Source organism: Massilia sp. LXY-6 (assembly GCF_051233485.1).
Classification (GTDB): Bacteria; Pseudomonadota; Gammaproteobacteria; order Burkholderiales; family Burkholderiaceae_D; genus Telluria.
The window spans coordinates 37519-56450 of record NZ_JBKFGF010000001.1 but is presented as its reverse complement, the minus strand read 5'-3'; the positions used below and the strand labels follow the sequence as shown (position 1 = coordinate 56450).

17 protein-coding genes are annotated in these 18932 nt (G+C 65.3%); 13 read left to right on the top strand and 4 right to left on the bottom strand.

The window, feature by feature from the left end:
- Nucleotides 1–148 precede the first annotated feature (148 nt).
- The 6 genes from pgi (at nucleotide 149) to ACI48D_RS00220 (ending at nucleotide 7135) form a co-directional block, all read left to right on the top strand.
- Nucleotides 149–1789: a glucose-6-phosphate isomerase gene (gene pgi / locus ACI48D_RS00245; RefSeq protein ID WP_435569194.1), complete on the top strand. Its 1641-nt coding sequence runs from the start codon at nucleotides 149–151 to the stop codon at nucleotides 1787–1789.
- A 14-nt stretch (nucleotides 1790–1803) separates the two neighbouring features.
- Nucleotides 1804–2700, top strand: coding sequence for an SMP-30/gluconolactonase/LRE family protein (locus ACI48D_RS00240; RefSeq protein ID WP_435569193.1), 897 nt, complete (start codon nucleotides 1804–1806; stop codon nucleotides 2698–2700).
- A 209-nt stretch (nucleotides 2701–2909) separates the two neighbouring features.
- On the top strand, nucleotides 2910–4379 hold the full coding sequence (gene zwf / locus ACI48D_RS00235; protein WP_435569192.1) for a glucose-6-phosphate dehydrogenase: 1470 nt from the start codon (nucleotides 2910–2912) through the stop codon (nucleotides 4377–4379).
- A 13-nt stretch (nucleotides 4380–4392) separates the two neighbouring features.
- Nucleotides 4393–5247, top strand: a complete 855-nt coding sequence (locus ACI48D_RS00230) for an SIS domain-containing protein (RefSeq protein ID WP_435569191.1) — start codon at nucleotides 4393–4395, stop codon at nucleotides 5245–5247.
- Nucleotides 5248–5354: 107 nt separating this feature from the next.
- Complete coding sequence (locus tag ACI48D_RS00225; RefSeq protein WP_435569190.1) at nucleotides 5355–6437, top strand: acyltransferase family protein; 1083 nt, start codon at nucleotides 5355–5357, stop codon at nucleotides 6435–6437.
- Nucleotides 6434–7135 carry a YjjG family noncanonical pyrimidine nucleotidase gene (locus ACI48D_RS00220; RefSeq protein WP_435569189.1) on the top strand — a complete coding sequence of 234 codons (702 nt, stop codon included), beginning with the start codon at nucleotides 6434–6436 and terminating at the stop codon, nucleotides 7133–7135. The genes ACI48D_RS00225 and ACI48D_RS00220 overlap by 4 nt, the downstream gene beginning before the upstream one ends.
- Nucleotides 7136–7192: 57 nt before the next feature.
- On the opposite strand, the gene ACI48D_RS00215 is transcribed toward ACI48D_RS00220, so the two are convergent.
- Nucleotides 7193–7750: a hypothetical protein gene (locus ACI48D_RS00215; protein WP_435569188.1), complete on the bottom strand. Its 558-nt coding sequence runs from the start codon at nucleotides 7748–7750 to the stop codon at nucleotides 7193–7195.
- A gap of 168 nt (nucleotides 7751–7918) precedes the next feature.
- Here ACI48D_RS00215 and ACI48D_RS00210 point away from each other — a divergent pair, with 168 nt between their 5' ends.
- The 4 genes from ACI48D_RS00210 (at nucleotide 7919) to tal (ending at nucleotide 10246) form a co-directional block, all read left to right on the top strand.
- Nucleotides 7919–8239, top strand: a complete 321-nt coding sequence (locus tag ACI48D_RS00210) for a hypothetical protein (protein WP_435569187.1) — start codon at nucleotides 7919–7921, stop codon at nucleotides 8237–8239.
- 54 nt (nucleotides 8240–8293) lie between these two features.
- Nucleotides 8294–8650, top strand: coding sequence for a winged helix-turn-helix domain-containing protein (locus ACI48D_RS00205; protein WP_435569186.1), 357 nt, complete (start codon nucleotides 8294–8296; stop codon nucleotides 8648–8650).
- Between the two features lie 103 nt (nucleotides 8651–8753).
- The gene (locus tag ACI48D_RS00200; protein WP_435569185.1) at nucleotides 8754–9251 is read left to right on the top strand and encodes a GAF domain-containing protein; all 498 of its coding nucleotides are present in this window, start codon (nucleotides 8754–8756) and stop codon (nucleotides 9249–9251) included.
- A gap of 65 nt (nucleotides 9252–9316) precedes the next feature.
- Nucleotides 9317–10246: a transaldolase gene (gene tal / locus ACI48D_RS00195; RefSeq protein ID WP_435569184.1), complete on the top strand. Its 930-nt coding sequence runs from the start codon at nucleotides 9317–9319 to the stop codon at nucleotides 10244–10246.
- Nucleotides 10247–10376: 130 nt separating this feature from the next.
- Here the strand turns inward: tal and ACI48D_RS00190 are convergent, their stop codons facing one another.
- Both ACI48D_RS00190 and ACI48D_RS00185 read right to left on the bottom strand, forming a co-directional pair.
- Nucleotides 10377–11438 (bottom strand): NAD(P)H-dependent flavin oxidoreductase, encoded by a 1062-nt coding sequence (locus ACI48D_RS00190; RefSeq protein ID WP_435569183.1) that lies wholly within the window; start codon nucleotides 11436–11438, stop codon nucleotides 10377–10379.
- Nucleotides 11435–12655 (bottom strand): YbfB/YjiJ family MFS transporter, encoded by a 1221-nt coding sequence (locus tag ACI48D_RS00185; RefSeq protein WP_435569182.1) that lies wholly within the window; start codon nucleotides 12653–12655, stop codon nucleotides 11435–11437. The genes ACI48D_RS00190 and ACI48D_RS00185 overlap by 4 nt, the downstream gene beginning before the upstream one ends.
- A 64-nt stretch (nucleotides 12656–12719) precedes the next feature.
- Between ACI48D_RS00185 and ACI48D_RS00180 the strand changes: the two genes are divergently transcribed.
- Nucleotides 12720–13637, top strand: a complete 918-nt coding sequence (locus tag ACI48D_RS00180; protein ID WP_435569181.1) for a LysR substrate-binding domain-containing protein — start codon at nucleotides 12720–12722, stop codon at nucleotides 13635–13637.
- Here the strand turns inward: ACI48D_RS00180 and ACI48D_RS00175 are convergent.
- Nucleotides 13634–14254, bottom strand: coding sequence for a TetR family transcriptional regulator (locus ACI48D_RS00175; protein ID WP_435569180.1), 621 nt, complete (start codon nucleotides 14252–14254; stop codon nucleotides 13634–13636). The two genes, ACI48D_RS00180 and ACI48D_RS00175, sit on opposite strands and share 4 nt — an antisense overlap.
- A gap of 182 nt (nucleotides 14255–14436) precedes the next feature.
- On the opposite strand from ACI48D_RS00175, the gene ACI48D_RS00170 reads away from it, so the two are divergent.
- Both ACI48D_RS00170 and ACI48D_RS00165 read left to right on the top strand, forming a co-directional pair.
- Nucleotides 14437–15738 carry an efflux RND transporter periplasmic adaptor subunit gene (locus tag ACI48D_RS00170; RefSeq protein ID WP_435569179.1) on the top strand — a complete coding sequence of 434 codons (1302 nt, stop codon included), beginning with the start codon at nucleotides 14437–14439 and terminating at the stop codon, nucleotides 15736–15738.
- A 36-nt stretch (nucleotides 15739–15774) separates the two neighbouring features.
- Nucleotides 15775–18930, top strand: a complete 3156-nt coding sequence (locus tag ACI48D_RS00165) for an efflux RND transporter permease subunit (protein ID WP_435569178.1) — start codon at nucleotides 15775–15777, stop codon at nucleotides 18928–18930.
- Nucleotides 18931–18932: the final 2 nt, after the last annotated feature.

Here is an 18932-nt window from a genome sequence, read left to right as displayed (position 1 = left end):
TGATTGATGCTGGGGGCATCAATCGCGCCTACCGTAGGGTGGGCACCCCGTGCCCACGCATCCGCACCCACATTTTGTAGTGATTTTACGCCCGCTTCCTGTATGATTCGATAATCTGCACAAAATGACATCATACCGTCCATTACTCATGCGCCAACCTCTTCTTACTACCGTCCCCAGCTACCAGTCGCTCCGCAACCATGCCGCCCAGGCCAGGGAATGGCAGATGCGCGAGCTGTTCGCACAGGATCCGCAGCGCTTCGAGCGCCTGTCCGTCGAAGCCGCCGGGCTGTTTCTAGACTATTCAAAAAACCGTCTGGACGGGCGCACGCTTGAACTGCTGGCACAGCTCGCGCGCGCGCGCGGCGTCGAGCGCCTGCGCGACGCCATGTTTGCCGGCGAGAAGATCAACCTGACCGAAAACCGCGCCGTCCTGCACACCGCCCTGCGCGCCCCGGCTAACCGCCCGTTCACGCTGGACGGCCAGGACATCAGCGCCGACGTGCACGGCGTGCTGGACCGCATCAAGACCTTCAGCGACAGCGTCCGCAACGGCGCCTGGCGCGGCCATACCGGCAAGGAAATCACGGACGTCATCAACATCGGCATCGGCGGTTCCGACCTCGGCCCGAAGATGGTCTGCCTGGCGCTGCGCCAGTTCGCCCATCCGCGCCTGAGCATGCACTTCGTCTCGAACGTCGACGGCCACGACATGGACGCCGCACTGTCGCGCGTGAATCCGGAAACCACCCTGTTCATCATCGCCTCCAAGACCTTCACCACGGCCGAGACCATGATGAACGCGAACACCGCGCGCGCCTGGTTCCTGCAGCAGGCGCCTGAAGAAGCCTTGGCCAAGCACTTCGTCGCCGTGTCGACCAACGTCGAGGCGATCAAGACCTTCGGCATCGACCCGGCCAACATGTTCCCGTTCTGGGACTGGGTCGGCGGCCGCTACTCGGTGTGGTCGGCGATCGGCCTGCCGGTCGCGCTGAGCGTGGGCTTCGGCTACTTCGGCGACCTCCTGGCCGGCGCGCATGCGATGGACGAGCACTTCCGCAGCGCCCCGATCGAGCAGAACCTGCCGATGATCCTGGGCCTGGTCGGCTTCTGGAACCGCGAGTTCCTGGATTGCACCTCGGTCTCGATCGCCCCCTACCACCAGGACCTGAACCGCTTCCCGGCCTACCTGCAGCAGCTCGACATGGAAAGCAACGGCAAGCGCGTCACGCGCGCCGGCGACACCATCACCGACTACGAAACCGGCCCGGTGATCTGGGGCGACGTCGGCACCAACGGCCAGCACGCCTACTTCCAGCTGCTGCACCAGGGCACCGACATCACCCCGATCGACTTCATCGCCGCGCTGCGCCCGGCCCACGAGTTCCACGAGCACCACGCGGCCCTGCTGGCCAACTGCTTCGCCCAGTCGGAAGCCTTCATGAAGGGCAAGACCGCGGACGAGGTGCGCCAGGACCTGGCCGGCCAGCCGCTTGACGAGATCGAACGCCTGGTACCGCACAAGACCTTCCCGGGCAACCGCCCCAGCAACACGATCCTGATGGAGTACCTGACCCCGGCCACGCTGGGCGCCCTGATCGCGCTGTACGAGCACAAGGTCTTCGTCCAGGGCGCGCTGTGGGACGTCAACAGCTACGACCAGTGGGGCGTCGAACTGGGCAAGGTGCTGGCCAAGAAGATCGAAGCGGAACTCAACGGCGAAGCGCAGCCGGCCCTGCACGACAGCTCGACCAACGGACTGATCGCGCGCGCCAAGGCCGCCATCTGAACGGGAGACTGTCCATGAAAACCGAACAATTCGTGATCGTGCACGACGAAGCGATGAAGACCGGCGAATGCCCGGTCTGGCACGCGGTCGAATCGGCGTTGTACTGGGTCGACATCCCCGGCTTCACCGTGCACCGCCTGCACCCGGCCAGCGGCAAGTACTCGGCGTGGAAGATGGCGAGCGAGCCGTCGGCAATCGCGCCGGACGTCGACAACAACCTGGTCGTTTCCACCCGCAACGGCTTCGTCTACCTGAACACGAGCAGCGGCGAAGTCGACGACATCGCGCCGGCGCCCTACGATACGAAGCTGATGCGCTTCAACGACGGCCGCGTCGACCCGGCCGGGCGCTTCTGGGTCGGCACCATCTACGAACCGCGCGACCAGGACAAGGCCGAAATGTATATCCTGGACAAGGGCGACCTGCGCCTGGCCTGGCGCGGCGGCATGACCAATTCGAATGGCCTGGCCTGGTCTCCGGACGCGAAGACCATGTACCACGCCGACACCACCAGCCACCGCATCGACGTCTACGACTACGACCTGGCCACCGGCACGCAGACGAACCGCCGCAACCTGGTCAGTTTCGACGCCGACAAGACCAGCGGCACCTATGGCGGCCGTCCGGACGGCGCCGCCATCGACAGCGAAGGCAACTACTGGATCGCCATGTACGAAGGCGGCCGCATCCTGAAGCTGTCGCCCACCGGCGAACTGCTGCAGCAGATCGACCTGCCGGTGAAGTGCCCGACCGCGGTCTGTTTCGGCGGACCGGACCTGCGCACGCTGTACGTGACCAGCGCCTGCGGCGGCAGGCCGGCGGCAGAGCTGGCGGCCTTGCCGAACAGCGGCAAGGTGCTGGCGTTCCGGGTCGATGTGGCTGGCCTCGAAATGCCCGAATATCGTGCGTAGGGTGGGCACCATGTGCCCACGCGTGACGTTTGCATTTTGCCGGCGTCACGCGTGGGCGGAGGCCGCCCACCCTACGCGCCAAGCATAAAACCGATGTGGCACCATATTTTCCCGGAACGCTCGTTGACGTAGTAGATTTACTTGCGCAATCAATAATCGTGTAGTAAATTTACAATTCAAGCTCACCCTTCCTTACGATCAGATATTCCATGGCTCTTTCCGATTTCGATCTCGTTTTCTTCGGCGGCAGCGGCGACCTCGCGATGCGCAAACTGCTGCCCGCGATGTATGCCCGTGACGTCGCCAACGACCTGCCTGCGAGCGCGCGCATCATCTGCGTGGGCCGCGAAGACATGTCGCAGGCCGACTTCCTGCAGATGGTCGAGACGAACTCGAAGCCGCACATCAAGGAAAGCGTCGCCGAAGCCGCGTGGAAGAAATTCCTGGAGCGCATCACCTGGGTGGCCGTCGATGCCGTCAACCTGAAGAGCTACGCCGGCCTCGCCGAAGCCCTTCGCAAGGATGACTCGCTGACCCGCGTCTACTACCTGGCCACGCCGCCCTCGCTGTTCGCCAGGATCTGCGACAACCTGGCCGCCAGCGGCCTGGCGACCGCGAATTCGCGCGTGGTGCTGGAAAAGCCCTTGGGACGCGACCTGGAGTCGGCCAAGCAGATCAACCTGGACGTCGGCAAGGTCTTCGCCGAATCGCAGATCTACCGGATCGACCACTACCTGGGCAAGGAGACCGTACAGAACCTGCTGGCCCTGCGCTTCGGTAACATCCTGTTCGAGCCGCTGTGGCGCCGCGAATGGATCTCGGACGTGCAGATCACCATCGCCGAGAAGATCGGCGTCGGCAACCGCCTCGGCTACTACGATACCTCGGGCGCGCTGCGCGACATGCTGCAGAACCACCTGCTGCAGCTGCTGTGCATCGTCGCCATGGAACCGCCGACCTCGATCGCGCCGGATGCGGTGCGCGACGCCAAGCTGCAGGTGCTGCGCTCGCTGAAGCGCTTCACCCCGACCACGCTGTCGCAGAACATCGTGCGCGGCCAGTACCGCGCCGGCTACGTCGACGGCCAACCGGTGCCGGGCTACCGCGACGAACCGGGCGCGCCGAAGCAGTCGAGGACCGAGACCTTCGTCGCCATGAAGGCCGAGATCGACACCTGGCGCTGGGCCGGCGTGCCCTTCTACCTGCGCACCGGCAAGCGCATGGCCGACCGCCTGGCCGAGATCGTCGTGCGCTTCAAGCCGATTCCGCACTCGATCTTCAACCAGCCGACCTCGAGCTTCCAGCCGAACAGCCTGGTGATCCGCCTGCAGCCGGACGAAGGCCTGTCGCTGAACCTGATGGCCAAGACCCCGGGCGATTCGATGCGCCTGAAGCAGGCCGAGCTCGAACTCGACTTCCGCGAGCAGTTCAAGGCGCCGCGCATGGAAGCCTACGAACGGCTGCTGCTGGACGTCCTGCGCGGCCAGCTGACCCTGTTCATGCGCGGCGACGAGCTGGAAGCGGCCTGGGACTGGGTCGAGCCCATCCTCGACTACTGGGAGCAGGACGACACCTCGCCGGTGCCTTATTCCTCGGGCACATGGGGGCCGGCGGCGTCCAGCGCCCTGATCGGCCGCGACGGCCTGCAATGGCGCGAAGAAGCGCTGCCGGAAGACTGAGGACCTGCCACCCGTGCTGCTCGATTCCATCCGCACCCAGCTCGACTCGCTGTCGAAGTCCGAGCGCAAAGTGGCGCTGGCCGTGCTGGCGTCGCCCAGCGCCACGGTCAACCAGAACATCACGGCATTGGCGCGCGCCGCCCAGGTCTCGGAGCCGACCGTGGTGCGCTTCTGCCGCACCCTCGGCTACGACGGCTGGCACGAGTTCAAGCTGAAGCTGGCGCAAGGCCTGGCGCTGGCCCTGCCCGGCGCCAGCGAACAGCCGGCCCAGGACGACCTTGCCGCCGACCTCGTCAACAAGATCTGCAGCCGCTCGATCAATACCCTGCTCGACCTGCGCAACAACCTCAAGCCGGAGCTGATCCAGAAGGCGCTGGACATCCTGTCGCGCGCCAACAAGATCGAATTCTACGGCCAGGGCAGCTCCGGCTTCGTCGCCGCCGACGCCCAGCACAAGTTCTTCCGCTCCGGCGTGCCGACCATCGCCTACACGGATCCGGCGATCCACTCGATCGCCGCGGCCCTGCTGCACGAGGGCGATGTGGTGGTCGCGATCTCGCAGCGCGGCAACAACCCTTCGCTGGTGCGCTCCGCGAAGCTGGCGCGCCGCGGCGGCGCCGAAGTGATCGTGCTGGCGCCGTCCGGCACCCCGCTGTCGGACATGGCCAGCCTCCTGATCCCGATCGACCTGGTGTTCGCGATCGACCCCTACACGCCGATCTCGGCGCGCCTTGCCTACCTGGTCGTGATCGACGTGCTGGCGGTCGGCCTGGCGCTGCAGCGCGGACCGGAGTTCCGCAAGAAGATGCAGAATGCGCAGAAGGCGCTGCAGGAGTTCGACATGCAGTTCGATTCCTTTATCGGCTGAGTTGCATAATCGGGCTGCACGATTGAAATAGATTGCTATTTTGAAAATACTTTAGAATAGTAACTATCCTGCGAATTTTTGCCGCCTTTGCGGCATCCGGCCCATACATGACCGCCTCCAGCCCCCGCTTCCACGAACTCGATTTCTTGCGCGGCATTGCTTGCATTAGCGTGCTGGCCTTCCATTTTCTGTCGCGCGGCCCGAGCCACCAATTGATGCCGGGAGTACACTTTCCTCTGGTCGAAGCGTTCGCCCGTTATGGCTACCTCGGCGTGCACCTGTTTTTCGTACTCAGCGGCTTCGTGATCATGATGTCGGCCGAGGGTGCGGCCCCGCGCGCCTTTCTTGCCTCACGCGCATCGCGGCTGTATCCCGGACTGTGGGCAGCTGCCAGCCTGACTGCGGGGGCCGCATGGCTGCTTAGCGACAGCCGCTTCCTGGTGTCGTCGAACGATTACCTGGTCAATCTCACCATGATTCCGCAATGGTTCGGCGTGCCCTACGTCGACGGCGCTTACTGGTCGCTCGGATGTGAAGTGCAGTTCTATATCCTGGTATGGTTGGTAATCCGCCTGGGCCTGCTGCCCCGGCTTGAACAGCTGATGGCCGCCTGGCTGCTCGTCAGCACCGTCAACGCGGTTCGGCCGATGTGGCCGGTGGAATTCTGGTTGAACGCAAAATGGGCGCCCTTCTTTGTTGCCGGCAGCGTGTTCTACCTGGTGCGCAGGCATGGCAGCACACCGTTTCGGCTCGCCCTGCTCGCCGCAGCGTTCGTCCTTGCGCAGTACTATACGGTGTGGGACCGCCCGCCCGAAGGCGCCGCCGCCGCACCGCTGAGCACGCTGGCGGTCAGGGCCGTCGTGGTGACCGTGATTTTCGCGCTGTTCTGGCTGGTCGCCACTGGCCGGTTCCGGATGAGGGCTTCGCCCTTCGTTTATTATGCGGGGGCGTTGACCTATCCGCTATACCTGATCCACCAGAACCTCGGTTTCATGGTGTATGAACGCCTGCATCGTGCATCCGGCATGGTGATCGTCCCGCTGGTGCTGACGGTGGCGCTGCTGCTCGCCACCAGCTGGTGCATTCATGCGGGGGTCGAGCGCCAGCTTGGCGGCCGCATGCGCCGCTGGCTGGCGCGCCCGCAACGCGACGCGGCCTTGCCGGCCCAACCATCACATCCGCTTTCATGAAACACACGCTTTTCCTGTTCGACCTCGACGACACTCTGCTCGACTTCAAGGCGTCCGAACAACTTTCCTTCGTACGCACCATGCAGGCACTCGGCCTGCATGAGGGCATCGACGACCTGTTTCCGCAATACCAGGCCATCAACCTGGCGCTGTGGAAGGAGTTCGAGGCGGGCAGCGTGTCGAAGGACTTCCTGAAGGTCGAGCGCTTCCGCCGCAGCTTTGCGCAGAACGCCCTCGAGCTCGATCCGGAAGCGGCCAGCCACCTGTACCTCGAATCGCTGTCCGACACCGTGGTCCTGATCGACGGCGCCAAGCAGGTCTGCGAAGCCTTGTGCGCCATCGGCGAGGTCGGCATCATCACGAACGGCGTCGAGCACATCCAGCAGCGCCGCATCGCCAGCTCGGGCCTGCGCGAGCACATCTCCTTCGTCTCGACCTCGGAAGCCTGCGGCTACGCCAAGCCGGACAGCCGCTTTTTCGACTATGCCGCGAAGATGGCGCGCGCCTTTGCAAGACATGAGACCGTGATCGTCGGCGACCGGCTCGATGCCGACATCCTCGGCGCCAACCGCTTCGGCATCGACAGCTGCTGGTTCAACCCCGGCCAACTGGCGAACGCGTCCGAGGCAGTGCCCACCTGCGAGGTGGGGAGCCTGCACGAGATCGTCCCAAGCCTGAAGAAGCTGGCCGCCGCCTGACCGGCGCTCAGAAATTGCAGCGCGCGGCAATCCCGCACTGCCAGGTTCGGGACCGATTCATGTTGCGCCGGCAGGGCGCTTCAGCGAAAGAAGCGCTTTGGCAGCGTAGAGCACGATCAGCGTGCCGATCAGGTCCCCGATGCACATGACAAGGAAACCCGGCAGCAGGTGATCGTCGCCATGCAGCGAGAACCACAGGTGATGCAGCAGGGGACTGGCGATCGAACAGCCGGCCGCGCAAATCAGCAGGCGTCCCGGGGTCAGGTTCACAAGTGAGGACTGCAATCCGAATGTGCGCTGCGCGATGAGATACACCAGGTAAGGGCCGACCGCCCCCGCGAGCGTCCCTGTCGTGGCACGGACGGCATCGCCCGGGAAGTAATACCAGTAGCAGGCGAACCAGCCCGTGATGAGCAAGCCCAGCAATCCTGCACGGCCGAACAGCAAGGTGCACAGGAGCCGGGTACCGGCCGGCAGATAGATCCAGCCTATGCCTTGAAGGAACTCTGCCTGGCGGAAAAACAGCTCGTTCAACACCATCATTCCGCCATGCAGGAAAATCGTACTCACGATGAGGTATCCGTCAAGACGGAATTGTGATGCGGGCTGATTCATGTTCTGGCTCTACGATGTTCTTTGTTACTGCTTACAACGAGACCACATAGTAGCACGCAACAATAGTTGCAAGATTGAAAGAAACCTAAGTACAAATGCTTGCCGGCCATGACTTTCCTGGATAAACTGCTATAGCAATTAGAGCGGTTAAATCACTCGAACTTACCAATGCTTGTTCTTTATCATATTATTGACGTCAACCTGATTTCAGCCCGAATGCATGGAATTGAACTGGACCTCGAGGCCAGTCGTGCATCATTCGAGTGCTGCGTCAAAGAAATAAAGTTTGATAAAGCCGCGAACAGGAGCCGATGCGAGAACCTGCTACGTCAGTTTGAAGATACTTTTCTCGGCGTACTTTTACATGCATGGCCAGAACCGGCAGACCCTGTCGTGGAAGCCTTGCGCCGTCTGGCGCAAACTTGCCTCGCGCAGCTTCAGCAGCTTAAGGAAGCAATCGGATTGGTGCAGTACAATGCACGCGCTTGACGCAACAGTAACCGGATCCTCTCTAACGCTGCTTTCTCGGGCAAAAACTCAGCCATGAAGAAAACTCGTCCTGCCGATATTTACCTGCGGTTTTTAAAGCTTGCCGAGGCCTTGCGCGGCTTGCCGTCCTTACCGGAACTCGATCCGCTGGAAGAACGCATCCTCGCCCTCGTAGCGCGTGCCCAACAGGACCAGCAGCGTTTGTCGGTGCGAGACATGATGGCCAAGAATGAGCTGGCAGCGCCGGCGACCGTTCACAGCCGGCTCAAATCCATGCGCGAGAAGGGCTGGATCATGCTGACCGACACCGAAGACACGCGCCGCAAGCAGATCGAGTTGACCCAGGCCGCCCTCCTTCATTTCGACCGGCTTTCCCAGTGCATGCTGCGGGCCGCCGGCACGGACACCTGAGCAGGCGCGGCACGCAGCGGCGATGTGCAAGCGGCTCAGGCAAGACTGACGAGGGTGCTTGTAAAATACGGCTTTTCGACCAGTCAACCTGACCGCCATCGCCATGCACATCAATCCCGAACGCAGCACCCGCCCCGACTACGACCTGCTGGTACGCCAGGTCGCCAGCGTCCTCGAAGGCGAGCGCGACCTCACCGCCAACGCCTCGCAGTTCTCGGCCCTGGTTTACGACACCCTCGCCGACCTGAACTGGGCCGGCTTCTACCTGACCGTGCCGAGCAAGCGCGGCGAAGGCCAGGACCTGCTGGTCGGCCCGTTCCAGGGCAAGCCGGCCTGCGCCCGTATCCCCTTCGGCCGCGGCGTCTGCGGCACCACCGCGGTCAAGCGCGAAACCATCGTGGTGCCGGACGTGCACGCCTTCCCGGGCCACATCGCCTGCGACTCGGCGTCGGCGTCGGAAATCGTGCTCCCGCTGATCAAGGACGGTCGCCTGGTCGGTGTGTTCGATATCGACAGCCCGTCGCTGAACCGTTTCTCGGACGAGGACAAGGCCGGGCTGGAGGCGATGGTTGCGGCTTTCCTGGACGCGACGGACTGCTGATTTTCCGTCAGAACCGTCCAAACCGGTACAATCAGGAATTCGACTCCAACCATCCTTCACGCACCATGAACCAACTCGAACAGCTCAAGCAGTACACCACCGTGGTGGCCGACACCGGCGACTTCCAGTCGATCAAGGCCTACGCGCCGCAGGATGCGACCACCAACCCATCGCTGATCCTGAAGGCTGTCCAGAAGCCGGAATACCGTCCGCTGCTGGAAAAGGCCGTCGCCGAATCGAAGGGCGCCTCGGTCGAGGAGATCGTCGACCGCCTCCTGATCGCCTTCGGCGTCGAGATCCTGAAATACGTGCCGGGCCGCGTCTCGACCGAGATCGACGCCGCGCTGTCGTTCGACACCGAAGCAACCGTCGCCAAGGGCCGCGAACTGATCGCCCTGTACGAAACCGCCGGCATCAAGCGCGAGCGCGTGCTGATCAAGATCGCCTCGACCTGGGAAGGCATCCGTGCCGCCGAGATCCTGGAAAAGGACGGCATTCGCTGCAACCTGACCCTGCTGTTCTCGCTGTGCCAGGCCATCGCCTGCGCCGACGCGGGCGTGCAGCTGATCTCGCCGTTCGTCGGCCGCATCTACGACTGGTACAAGAAATCGACCGGCACCGACTACCAGGGCGCGGACGATCCGGGCGTGCAGTCGGTCAAGCGCATCTACCAGTACTACCGCAAGTTCGGCTACAAGACCGAGGTGATGGGCGCGAGCTTCCGCAACACCTCGCAGATCCTGGAACTGGCCGGCTGCGACCTGCTGACCATTTCGCCGGACCTGCTGCAGAAGCTGGCCGACGCGGAACAAGCCGTCGAGCGCAAGCTGGTGGCGGACCAGTCCGCGGACATCGAAAAGATCGCGATCGACGAGAAGACCTTCCGCTTCATGCTGAATGAAGACGCGATGGCGACCGAGAAGCTGGCCGAGGGCATCCGTGCGTTCTGCGCGGATTCGCTGAAGCTGAAGAAGATGATCGAGGAACTGCGCTAAGCATACCCGCTCGTCGTCCCTGCGCAGGCGGGGACCCAGGTTTGCTGGCGCTAACATAACGCATGCAGAACTTAGGTTCCCGCCTCCGCGGGAACGACGGTGCATTAACGGCGGCCGCTGGCCGCCGTTTTCATTTCTCCAGCTCGCCAACCAGCGTTCGCACCATCTCCGCCGCCGACATCTCGCGGGCCAGCGGCGCGCCCTGCCCCGCCCAGTGCGCCGCGAACTCGTGGTTGCCGGCCTTGGCGGCCGCCGCGTGCAGCTGCTTGGCGGCGTCGTACGCCACCGGATAGGCTGCCGGACGCGGGCTGCCCGGTGCTTCGCCATGCGCGATCAGGCGGTTGACGATGCCGCGCGCCGGGCGTCCCGACAGCGCCGCGGTCAAGCGCGTGGTCGCCGACCGCTCGCTCTTCAAGTTGTCGCGGTACGCGCTGCTGGCCGACGATTCCGGGCACAGGATGAAGGCGGTGCCCAGCTGCGCCGCCGCCGCGCCCAGGTCCAGCGCCGCCCTGATGCCGGCGCCGTCCATGATGCCGCCGGCGGCCACGATCGGCAGGCCGGTCTTTTTCACTAGCAGGCGCACCAGCACCGAGGTGCTCAGGCGTTCGTCGCTTTCATCCGGATCGAACATGCCGCGGTGGCCGCCGGCCTCGATGCCCTGCGCCACGATCGCATTCACGCCCGCCTTTTCGATGATCAGGGCTTCGCGCAGGTTGGTCGCGGTGGCCATCGTGAACACGCCGGCCTGGTGGAACGCGGCCAGGCGCTCGCTGGACGGCAGGCCGAAATGAAAGCTGACCACGGCCGGACGCAGTTCGAGCAGCATCCGGAACATCTCTTCGTCGTCGTTGAAGGACTTGTAGACTTCGTCGAGCGAGGCCGGCGCCGCGCTGCCGGCGTCGGCGAACAGCGGCGCAAGGTGGCCGAGCCAGGCCGCTTCGCGCGCGGCATCGCGCTCGGCCGGCACATGGCAGAACACGTTCGCGTTGTAGGGGCGGCCGGTCAGGGCGCGCATCTCTTCGAGCATCCGGCGCGCCTGCGCCGCGGTGCTGGAGCCCAGCCCCAGCGAGCCGAGGGCGCCCGCATCGGACACCGCTGCGGCCAGGCGCGGCGTCGACACGCCGGCCATCGGCGCCTGGATGATCGGATAGCGGATGGCAAGCCGTGCAAGGAACTGCTCGGACGAATTCATGGTTTCCCCTTTCGATAACGATACAGATGGATGGCGCTCGCCAGCAGTCCCAGCGCCGACAGCGCCAGCGCCAGGTGCAGGGCTTGCGCCTCGTTGGCCGTGAAACGGGCGATGCCGGCGCTGGCCAGCGGACCCGCCAGCTGGCCGAGCGCGAAGCCGGCCGTCATGCGCCCCAGCACGCGCGTGGCCTGCCCTTCGGCGCGCGCCCGCGCTTCCTGCATGCCGGTCATGGTGATGACCATGAAGGTGCCGCCCACCAGCAGCGCCGCCAGGGTCACGCTGGCCAGCGAGGTCCACACCGCCGGCAGCAGGACGCCGATCGCCATCAGCACGTGCGCCGTCGCCCATACCGCCAAGCGGTTCGCCGCGGCCAGGCGCCAGGAGACGATGATGGTGGAGAGTGCCGCGGCGGCGCCGAACACGGGCCAGGCCAGGCCGAACACGCCGGGGTCGTCCACCAGCTGCCGCGCCAGCGCCGGCAGGTAGGTGGCGGGCAGGATGTAGCCGAAGCCGAACAGGGTGTAGCAGACCACCAGCCCGAAGGTGGCCTGGGGCGCGGCGGACGGGAGGCCGGCTGCGGGCGCGGGGCTGGCGGACGCAGACGCGGGCGCGGGCGCGGGTACGGGCATGGGCAGGCTGCGGCTCAGCACCAGCGGCGGAACGATCGCCAGCGCGCCCAGCGCCGCCAGGCCGATCCACATCTGCGGCGACGGCAGCGTGCTCCCCAGCAGCAGGCAGAACAGGCCGGCCGCGGCGATGCCGATGCCGACCCCGGAAAACTGGATCCCGGCCAGGTCCGGACGGCCGAGCGCGGCCAGCCAGCCGAGGCCCCAGGCGCTGGTCGCGACCAGTACCCAGGCGCTCATCACGCCCGCCAGGAAACGCAGCGCCGCCCACCAGAACAGCGACGCGGTCCAGCCGACCGCCGCGGTGATGAGCACGGTGCCGAGCAGGCCGAGCGCAAGCAGCAGCGTCGGCTTGACGCGCATGCGGCTCGATGCCAATGCGCCGGCCAGGTAGCCCAGGTAATTGGCGGCGGCCAGCATGGCGCCGGCATGGCTGTCGATCAGCCCGTCCCTGACCATCAGCGGGAACAGGGGCGTGAAGGCGAAGCGGCCGATGCCCATGGCCACCGCCAGCGCGGCCACGGCGGCGACGCAGACCGCCGCCGCGGCGCGGCCCGGCCGGGCGGCAAGAGGAATTGTCGTGCTGTTCATGCCTCTATTAGAACGCAGCCTGGCCGCGCTGACCAATGAATAAAAATGGACTATCATTCTCGCCATGAGAACGATCGACCTGGAAGCCCTGCTGATCTTCCGCACCGTCGTCAGCGAAGGCGGCGTGAACCGGGCCGCCGAAAAGCTGCACCGCGTGCCGTCCAACGTCACCACCCGCATCCGGCAACTGGAAGAGTATCTTGGCGTGCGCCTGTTCCGGCGCGACGGCCGCACGCTCAGCCTGACGGCCGAGGGCACGACGCTGCTGAACTATGCCACACGTCTGCTGCGCCTGGCCGACGAAGCGGTCAACGAGCTGCGCACCGGCAAGCCGCAGGGCGTATTCCGGCTCGGCTCGCTGGAAAGCACGGCCGGCAGCCGCCTCGCGCCCATCCTCTCGCGCTACCACGCCGCGCATCCGGGCGTGGTGGTGGAACTGGTTACCGGAACCACGAGCGCCCTGCTGCACCGCGTCCGGAATGTCGAGATCGAGGCGGCCTTCGTGTCCGAGCCGTTCACGGCGCCGGAGCTGGAATCGCTGCCGGTGTTCCGCGAAGAGCTGGTGCTGATCACGCCGCGCGGCATCGAGGCGATCCATGGCGCGAAGGATCTCGGCCGCCTGACCATGATCGCCTTCGCCAACGGCTGCTCCTACCGCCGGCGCCTCGACGACTGGCTCGGCAGCGAGAACGTGATCGCGGAACGGGTGCTGGAATTCGGCTCCTATCAGGGCATGATCGCCTGCGTCGCGGCCGGCACCGGCTTTGCCGTGGTGCCGAAGAGCGTGCTGGGCGCGCTGCAGGCGGCCGACAAGATCAGGGAGCACAAGCTGCCGAAGCGGATCGCGGCGAACCGCACGCATTTGGTGTGGCGGGGGCGGGCCTCGCTGGCGCTGGCGGGCTTGATCGGGATGCTGCGGGAAGAAGCCGGCGAAGAAGCGCCTGGGGTTCAGGACGCGCATCCGGCGCCGGCCGGCGCCTAGCGCCCCGCCCGCAAGCCATCCATATACGGATCGATCACGCACTTCCCCACCGCGAGCAGGTCGAAGCTCTGCGGCGCGAACATCCAGTTGCGGATCAGCCCGTCGACCATGGTCCACATCGCCAGCGCCACCATGGCCGGATCGATCCCCTTGCCGATCAGCCCGTGGTCGGCGGCCAGCTTGATGCGCCGCTCGGCGCGCGCCATCCACTGGTTCAGGTTATGCTGGCGGCGGCAGCGCACCTCGTCCAACTCGTCGACGAATTCGACTTTGAGCGTGGCAATCTCGAACACGCGCCGCGCCGCCGGATCCTCGACCGTGCGGCGCAGCACCGCCAGCACGTACTCGCGCAGGTCGGACAGCGGATCGGCCGACTCCGCCTGGTCCAGTACCTGCAGCTCGGCCTCCAGCGGCAGCGTGGCACGCTCCATCATCGCGTTGAACAGTGCGCCCTTGTCATCGAAATGCCAGTAGATCGCACCGCGCGTCACGCCGGCCTCGGTTGCGATATGCTGCAAGGTCGTCCGGGAGACACCCTGTTCGACAAACAATTTCTCAGCAGCATCCAGGATGCTGTCTCGCGTGGCAGCGGCCTCTTCTTTGGTTCTGCGGGCCATCGGCGCCTCTCCATTTTTCGGTAGTCGGAAAACATTAAACATACACTCGTGATAGTATATCCCTGTTTACCTAAACGCCAGTGACGAATCGTTGTGCGGTGCCAGCGTAGCTGCCGCAGGGCGGTTTTGTCCTTTTTTCCAACAGAAGGAAGCACTTAATGCGCTCTGCCCACCCCTCTACCATGAATCTGACCAGGATCGCCGCGTGCACCCTGACCGCCCTGGCCCTGCTGTCGGGCTGCGGCTCCAAGGATGCCGCCCAGGCCGGACCCGGCGCCGGCGCCAAGATGCCGACGCCGCAAGTCGGCGTGATCACGACCAAATTCCAGCAGGTTGCCCTTGAGACCGAGCTGCCGGCCCGCGTCGAAGCCATCCGCGTGGCCGAAGTTCGCGCCCGCGTCAACGGCGTCGTCCTCAAGCGCCTGTTCACGGAGGGTAGCATGGTCAAGCAGGGCCAATCCCTGTTCCAGATCGATCCGGAACCGTACCAGGCACAGGTCAACAGCGCCCAGGCCGCGCTCGGCCGCGCCCAGGCGACCCAGGCCTCGGCGGCAGCCACCGTCGAGCGCTACAAGCCGCTGGTCGAAGCCAACGCGGTCAGCAAGCAGGAGTTCACCAATGCCGTCGCCGCCGCCAAGCAGGGCGAGGCCGACGTCAACGCCGCCAAGGCGCAGCTGCGCATCGCCCAGATCAACTATGGCTACGCCAACGTCTATGCCCCGATCTCGGGCCGCATCGGCCGTGCCCTGGTGACCGAAGGCGCGCTGGTGTCCGCCACCGAGGCGACCCAGATGGCGCTGATCCAGCAGACCGACAACGTCTACCTGAACATCACCCAGTCGGCCGCCGAACTGCAGCGCCTGCGCAAGAGCGCCGGCGGCCGCGGCATCGATTCGGCGATCCCGGTGTCGGTGATCCTCGACGATGGTAGCGAACTGGGCCGCAAGGGCAAGCTGCTGTTCTCCGACGTAACCGTCGACCCGAGCAGCGGCCAGATCACCCTGCGCGCCCAGGTCGCGAACCCGGACAGCGCCCTGCTGCCGGGCCAGTACGTGCGCGTGCGCCTAGCCCAGTCCGAACTGCCGAACGGCATCCTGGTGCCGCAGCAGGCCGTGACCCGCGGCGGCCAGACCGGCGACACCGTGATGGTGGTCGGCGCGGACAACAAGCCGGTCCCGCGCACCGTCAAGATCGCTTCGCAGCAAGGCGAGAACTGGGTCGTCACCAGTGGCCTGAAGGAAGGCGAGAAAGTGATGGTCGACGGTTTCCAGAAGCTGCAGATGCTGCCGCCGGGCACCCCGGTGCAGCCGGTGGCCTGGACTCCGCAAAACGCCGCCAGCGCGCCGGCCGCCGCGGGTGCGCCCGCAGCCCAACCGAACGCCGCCGGCGCCAACGCCGCCGCCGCCAGCCGCACCGCCGACACGCCGAAGGCCGGTTCGCCGGTCGCCGGCGCCGCCGCCGGCACGGGAAATACCCGCCAGTAAGGCGAGCAAGAGCAACCGTTAGAAACAGGATTCCCAATGGCTCGTTTTTTTATTGACCGCCCAATTTTCGCCTGGGTGATCGCGCTATTCATCATGGTGCTTGGCGGCGTCGCCATCAAGCAGCTGCCGATCGCGCAATACCCGACCGTGGCGCCGCCGTCGATCGTCGTCAGCGTCGCCTACCCGGGCGCCTCGGCACAGACCCTCGAGGACTCGGTCATCTCCGTGATCGAGCGCGAGATGAACGGTTCCCCCGGCATGGTCTACATGGAGTCGACCAGCCAGGCCAACGGCACCGGCTCCATCACGATCTCGTTCGAGACCGGCACCGATCCCGACCTGGCCCAGGTCGACGTCCAGAACCGCCTGTCACGCGCGACCCCGCGCCTGCCGGCGGCCGTGACCCAGCAGGGCGTGCGCGTCGACAAGGCCCGCTCGAACTTCCTGCTGTTCACCATTATCTCGTCGGACGACCCGAACTGGGACCCGATCGCGCTGGGCGACTACGCCTCGCGTAACGTGCTGCCCGAGATCCAGCGGATCAAGGGCGTGGGCCAGGCCCAGCTGTTCGGCACCGAGAAGGCGATGCGCATCTGGATCGATCCGGCCAAGCTGGTCGGCTTCAAGCTGTCGGCCGCCGACGTCAACAACGCGATCCGCACCCAGAACGCCCAGGTGGCCTCCGGCACCATCGGCGACCTGCCGCTGAACCTCGGCCAGCAGATCACCGCCACCGTGGTGGTGACCGGCCAGCTGTCGAACGTCGAGCAGTTCGGCAACATCGTGCTGCGCGCGAACCCGGACGGCTCCACCGTCCGCCTGAAGGACGTGGCCCGCATCGAGATCGGCGGCCAGGCCTACACGACCTCGGCCCGCCTGAACGGCAAGCCGTCCAGCGGTATCGGCGTGCAGCTGTCGCCGACCGGTAACGCGCTGGAAACCGCGAACCTGATCAAGGCCCGCATGGCCGAGCTGCAGAAGTACTTCCCGCACGGCATGAAGTACGCGATCCCGTACGACTCGACCAAGTTCATTCAGATTTCGATCAAGCAGGTCGTGGAAACCCTGATCGAGGCAGTGATCCTGGTGTTCATCGTGATGTACGTGTTCCTGCAGAACATCCGCTACACCGTGATCCCGACCATCGTGGTGCCGATCGCCCTGCTCGGCTCGTTCGCCACCCTGCTCGCGCTGGGCTTCTCGATCAACGTGCTGACCATGTTCGGCATGGTGCTGGTGATCGGTATCGTGGTCGACGACGCCATCGTGGTGGTGGAGAACGTCGAGCGCATCATGTCCGAGGAAGGCTTGCCACCCTTGCTGGCGACCCGCAAGGCGATGGGCCAGATCTCGGGCGCGATCATCGGCGTGACCGTGGTGCTGATCTCGGTGTTCGTGCCGCTGGCCTTCTTCGCCGGCTCGGTCGGCAACATCTACCGCCAGTTCTCGGCGGTGATGGTGTCCTCGATCGCGTTCTCGGCCTTCCTGGCGCTGTCGCTGACCCCGGCGCTGTGCGCGCACCTGCTGAAACCGGTGGAAGCCGGCCACCACATGGAGAAGCGCGGCTTCTTCGGCTGGTTCAACCGCACCTTCAGCACTGGCGCCAAGCGCTATGAAGGCTTCGTGGGCAAGATCCTGCGCCGCAGCGGCCGCGCGCTGGTCGTGTTCGTGCTGCTGATCGGCCTGGTCGGCCTGATCTTCTCGAAGATGCCGAACTCCTTCCTGCCGAACGAGGACCAGGGCTACATCATCGCCAACATCCAGCTGCCGCCGGGCGCCACCGCCCAGCGCACCGACGCCGTGCTGCATGCGATGGAAGACTACGTGCTGAAGCAGCCGGAAGTGGCCGACATGGTGTCCGTGACCGGCTTCTCGTTCTCGGGCCAGGGCCAGAACATGGGCCTGGCGTTCATCCCGCTGAAGTCCTGGGACGAGCGCAAGGAGAAAGGTTCGGACGCACAGAGCCTGGCCGGCCGCATCACGATGCACCTGGGCGCGTTGCGCGACGCCTTCATCTTCGTGGTGAGCCCGCCGCCGATCCCGGAACTGGGCCGCGGCGCCGGCTTCTCGTTCCGTCTGCAGGACCGCGGCGGCCTCGGCCATGCGGCCCTGCTGCAGGCGCGTAACCAGATGCTGGGCATGGCGATGAAATCCCCGGTCCTGACCGGCATCCGTCCGGAAGGCCTGGAAGACGCCCCGCAGCTGCAGCTCGAAATCGACCGCGACAAGGCGCAGGCCCTGGGCGTGAGCTTCGATGCGATCAACACCGCGATCTCGACTTCGCTGGGTTCGAGCTACGTGAACGACTTCCCGAACGCCGGCCGCCTCCAGCGCGTGGTGGTGCAGGCCGACGCCAAGGACCGCATGCAGCCGGAAGACCTGTTGCGCCTGAACGCGATGAACAACAAGGGCCAGCCGGTGCCGCTGTCGGCATTTGCGTCCACCAAGTGGATCAACGGTCCGCAGCAGACCACCCGCTACAACGGCTATCCGGCAATGAGCATCACTGGCGAGCCGAAGCCGGGCTATTCGTCGGGCGACGCGCTGCAGGAGATGCAGACCCTGGCGGCCAAGCTGCCGGCCGGCTTCGCCTACGAATGGACCGGCCAGTCGCGCGAGGAAATCCTGTCCGGCTCGACCGTGTTCGTGCTGATCGGCTTCGCGCTGCTGGCCGTGTTCCTGGCCCTGGCCGCGCTGTATGAAAGCTGGTCGATCCCGGTCTCGGTGCTGCTGGTGGTGCCGCTGGGCGTGCTCGGCTCGCTGCTGGCCGCGACCATGCGCGGCATGCCGAACGACGTCTACTTCAAGGTCGGCCTGATCACCGTGATCGGCCTGGCGGCGAAGAACGCGATCCTGATCGTGGAATTCGCGAAGGACCTGCAGGCGCAGGGCAAATCGCCGTTCGAGGCGGCGCTGCAGGCGGCCCACCTGCGCTTCCGCCCGATCGTCATGACCTCGCTGGCCTTCATCCTTGGCGTGCTGCCACTGGTGATCGCCAGCGGCGCCGGCGCGGCTTCGCAGCGCGCCATCGGTACCGGCGTGATGGGCGGCATGATCACGGCAACGGCACTGGGCGTGTTGTTCGTGCCGGTGTTCTTCGTGGTGATCCGCAGTTTCTTCAAGGGCAGCGAGCGCTCGCGCAAGATGTACGCGCATGAAGAAGACACCACTGTCATCAACGAAAAAATCTGATG